The organism is Chitinimonas sp., from assembly GCF_036568685.1.
Taxonomy (GTDB): domain Bacteria; phylum Pseudomonadota; class Gammaproteobacteria; order Burkholderiales; family Chitinimonadaceae; genus Chitinimonas.
Map to the genome: position 1 here is coordinate 1 of NZ_DATCSC010000135.1, position 4,347 is coordinate 4,347.

The window sequence follows — 4,347 nt, forward strand, 5'->3', positions numbered from 1 at the left end:
CGTTGGCAGCAGCAAGATCGAAGCCGACGCCGGCAACGGTTTTGACATCAGCAAGACCGACACCACCTACTCGGTGTTCGGTGGCTACCAGTTCCACCCCAACTTCGCTGCCGAAGTCGCCTACCGCGACCTGGGCAAGGTTGACAACCTGGACGAGCGCTACAAGGCCCACGCTATCCAGGCCTCGCTGGTTGGCAGCTACGCCGTCAGCAACGAAGTCAGCGTGTTCGGCCGCCTGGGTGTCGCCAGCCTGAAGATTGAAGACTCCGGTCCCGATTTCTCCGACAGCGTGCGCAAGACCAAGGCTGTGTTCGGCGTTGGCGCCCGTTACGCCGTGACCAAGGAATTCGGCATCCGTGGCGAATACAACCAGTACAGCAAGCTGGAAGGCGTGAAGCTGTCGACCTGGACCATCGGTGGCGACTACCGCTTCTGATCACGGATTGAGAGCATTTAATCGGTGAGTGTTGGTGCAGCACCCGGCTCAGCCGGGTGTTAATCGGCAGGGGAAGTTCAAGCGGCCTTCGCTTTATTGGCCCCACTCCCCCTGCCCTCGCCTAAGGCGAGGGAGCCTCGCTGACACTCGTTCGTGGATCGCTCTGCCATGGCAGTACAAAAAGGTGCCTTTGGGCACCTTTTTGCATTTTTCCGACATGACATCTGTCATGTGCAAGTCCTGACGCTTGCGACTGCCTGGTTGCGGCGAGGCTGAGCATAATGCCCTCCATCAATACAAAGGAGGAGCAAACATGCGTCTGAATCTGATTTCCCTCTTGGTGACCGCCTGCCTGAGCGGCATGGCCTGTGCCGATGCAACCCTGATCCGTGATGTGGCGGTGTTCGACGGGCAGGCCATGCAGGGCAAGCACAGTGTGCTGATACGCGACGGCAAGATCGTCGACGCCGACTTCCGCGGTGAGCTGCCCAAGGATGCCAAGGAGCGCCGCTGTGTGGATTGCACCTTGCTGCCGGGGCTGATCGACAGCCATGTGCATGCTTTTGCCAATGCCAAGCTGCCGGTGCTGGTGGGGGTGACTACCCAGCTCGATATGTTCATGCCCATCGCGGCGGTCAAACCGACCAAGGAACGCATGGCCAAGGGTACGCTGGACGATGAGGCTGACCTCTTCAGTGCCGGCATCCTGGTGACCACGCCGGGCGGTCACGGTACGGAATATGGCATACCCATCCCGACCCTGGAGCGGCCTGAGGATGCCGAGGCCTTTGTGGCGGCGCGCGTGGCGGAGGGCTCGGACTATATCAAGCTCGTGTACGACGACGGCAAGAGCTACGGTTTCAACTTCACTACCCTGGACCTGCCTACCTTGACCGCCGCGATCAAGGCGGCCCATGGCCAGGGCAAGCTGGCGGTAGTGCATGTCTCGACCCTCAAGGCGGCGAGTGAGGCGATCGAGGCCGGCGCAGACGGGCTGGTCCACCTCTTCACCGACAAGGAAGCCGACGCCGGCTTCGTGACGCTGGCCAAGCGCAAGGGTGTGTTTATCGTACCGACCTACAGCGTCTACGAGAGCATCTTTGGCCGGGCAGGTGGCGCGACCTTGCTGAAGGTGCCGGCCCTGGCCAGCATGCTGGATGAGGCCCAGCGCGGTGCGCTGGACCGAACCATTCGGCCGGTCAACGCCAGCGCCCGACTCGATGGGCTGATGCGCAGCAGTATCGGCCAGCTCAAGGCGGCTGGGGTGCCTATCTTGGCGGGTACCGATGCCGGCAACCCCGGCACCCTGCATGGTCTGAGCCTGCACCGTGAACTGGAGCTGCTGGTGCAGGCCGGGCTCACCCCCAGTGAGGCCCTGACTGCGGCAACCGCAGCACCCGCCAAGGCCTTCAGGCTGGCGGACCGGGGGCGGATCGCCAAGGGGCTGAAGGCCGACCTCTTGTTGGTTCAGGGCGACCCCAGCCGCGATATCACCGCTACCCGTGCCATTGTCGAAGTCTGGAAGGATGGCAAGCCGGTCAGTGGCTTGCGCGAGGCACGCGTGGCGGCGCTGGAACAGGCGCGTGTGGCGGCTGCCGCACGCAAACCGCAGGCGCTGCCGCAGGACGGCCGGATTGGCCTTTTCAGCAGCGAATCTGGACAGCTCAAGCTGGCGGCGCCCTTTGGTAGCTGGATCGAGACGCTGGACAAGGTGGTACAGGGCAATTCCGTCGTGGCGCTGAGTGCCGGTCAGGGCCCAGAACAGCAGACCAGCTTGCAGCTCAAGGGTGAACTCAAGCCGGGCTTTGCCTTCCCCTGGGCCGGGGTGAGCTTTATGCCGGGCCAGCAGGCCTTTGCACCGGTGGATCTCTCCGCTGCGCGGGGCATCCGTTTCAAGGTACGCGGCGATGGCGGACTGTATGCGGTACAGGCCTTCTGGCAGGCTGGTGGCTTCCAGCCGGCCGCGGCCACCTTCCGGGCTGACCCGGACTGGAAGGAGGTGACCTATGCCTGGGGCCGCTTCACCGGCTTCGACCCCAAGACGACTACCGGCCTCGGCATTGTGGCGGCCATGCGACAAGGCCCCTTCCAGTTCGAGATCGCCGACGTCCGGCTGATCGTGGAATAAGGAGCGCAGGAACATGAGCGACGATAGCAAGCAGACGCACTGGCAGCGTTGGGGCGAGCGGCTGCGGACCAGTGCCAGGGCACATGACGAGCATGAAGGCGATAACCATGGCGGGCCCTGGCTCAACCTGATCTACCTGGCCTTTCTCTTTCTGCCGCTGCACCGTGAGCTGGGTATCTCATGGATCGCGACCGGGATCGCCATCGCGCTGTTCCTGCCGCTGCACTTTGGCACCTTCTACGCCAGCGGGCCCAAGCTCTGGATCGGCAGTGGCTTGATCTTCCTGATCGGGCTGCTGCTATTCCCATACAACGCCTTCGCCCACACCTTCTTTATCTACGCCGGCTTTCCAGGTGCGCGGGCCAAGATGAAGGAATCGGCAGCGTTGATTGTGCTGGCCACCCTGGGTGCCTTTGCCTACTTCAGTTGGCATGACCTCTCCGGCATTTACTTCGGGGTGCTCTCGGCGGTGCTGCTGGGTGGGGGCTTTGCAGTATTGGGGGGCAGGGTCAATGCGGCCTCGCGGCGGGCCATCGCCGGCAAGGATCAGGAGATCGCCAGCCTCGCCAAACTGGCTGAGCGGGAGCGGATTGCCCGCGACCTGCATGACCTCCTGGGACATACCTTGAGCCTGATCGCGATCAAGGCCGAACTGGCGCACAAGCTGGTGGCCGGCGATGCCGAACGAGCGGCGGGCGAGATGCGTGAGGTGGCCTCCGTGGCGCGCTCGGCCTTGGCCGAGGTCAGGCAGGCTATCGTCGGGCTGCGCAGCGTGGGCCTGGTCGATGCGGCGCGCGCCGCCGATACCATGCTGCGGGCCGCGGGCTTACGTACCGAACTCAGCATCGCTGCCTTGCCCGCCCTGTCTGCTGCCAGCGAGCACGCCATGGCCCAGGCGGTGCTGGAGGCCAGCACCAATATTGTCCGCCATGCCGATGCTCAGTCGGTCCGGATTGCACTGGCGGTCGATGCCGAGGAGCTGGTACTGCAGGTAGAGGATGACGGTCGTGCCGACGACATCGTCGCCGGCCATGGCCTGCGCGGCATGCGTGAACGCCTGCAGGCGGTGGCGGGCAAGCTGGAGCTGCAGGCTTTACGACCGGGTTTGCAACTGCGTGCCAGCGTGCCGCTTGCGGCGAGCGCGCGGCCCGCTTAGGCTGCGGCGGCGAATTTCACGATGGATGGGGGCAAGCTTGGCAGATTTGAGGATCGTACTGGCGGAAGATCAGGCGCTGGTACGCGGTGCCCTGGCGGCCCTGCTGCGGCTGGAAAGCGGCATGGATGTGGTGGGCGAGGCAGGTGACGGGCAGGCGGCCTTGCAACTGGTGCAGACCCTGCGGCCCGATATCCTGTTGACCGATATCGAGATGCCGCTGGTGACCGGGTTGGAGCTGGCACAGAAGGTCAAGGCGGCGCAGCTGCCGGTACGGGTGGTGATCGTCACTACCTTTGGCCGGGCAGGTTATCTGCGTCGTGCGCTGGAGGCCGGCGTGGCCGGCTATCTCTTGAAAGATGCGCCCAGCGCGCAGCTGGCCATGGCCATCCGCAAGGTGGCGGCCGGGGGCCGTGCCATCGACCCCGAACTGGCGATGGCCGGCTGGGATGGCGACGACCCGCTCAGCGATCGCGAACGGCAGGTATTAAGGTTGGCGGGGGAGGGCAAGTCCTCCGGCGAGATTGCTGGCATCGTGCACCTATCCGAGGGCACGGTGCGCAACTATCTGTCGGAGGCTATCGGCAAGCTCGGGGCGGCCAACCGGGTGGAGGCGGCACGCTTGGCGCG

General features: G+C 64.5%; 4 protein-coding genes. All 4 read left to right on the forward strand.

Going from position 1 to position 4,347, the window contains the following annotated elements; all coding sequences use genetic code 11:
- On the forward strand, nucleotides 1-436 hold a 436-nt coding region (locus VIM95_RS19675), incomplete at its 5' end, for a porin (RefSeq protein WP_331989126.1).
- Nucleotides 437-749: 313 nt separating this feature from the next.
- On the forward strand, nucleotides 750-2,564 hold the full coding sequence (locus VIM95_RS19680) for an amidohydrolase family protein (RefSeq protein ID WP_331989128.1): 1,815 nt from the start codon (nucleotides 750-752) through the stop codon (nucleotides 2,562-2,564).
- A 13-nt stretch (nucleotides 2,565-2,577) separates the two neighbouring features.
- Complete coding sequence (locus VIM95_RS19685) at nucleotides 2,578-3,720, forward strand: sensor histidine kinase (RefSeq protein WP_331989130.1); 1,143 nt, start codon at nucleotides 2,578-2,580, stop codon at nucleotides 3,718-3,720.
- 37 nt (nucleotides 3,721-3,757) lie between these two features.
- The coding region (locus tag VIM95_RS19690) for a response regulator transcription factor (RefSeq protein ID WP_331989132.1) at nucleotides 3,758-4,347 on the forward strand (590 nt) is incomplete at its 3' end.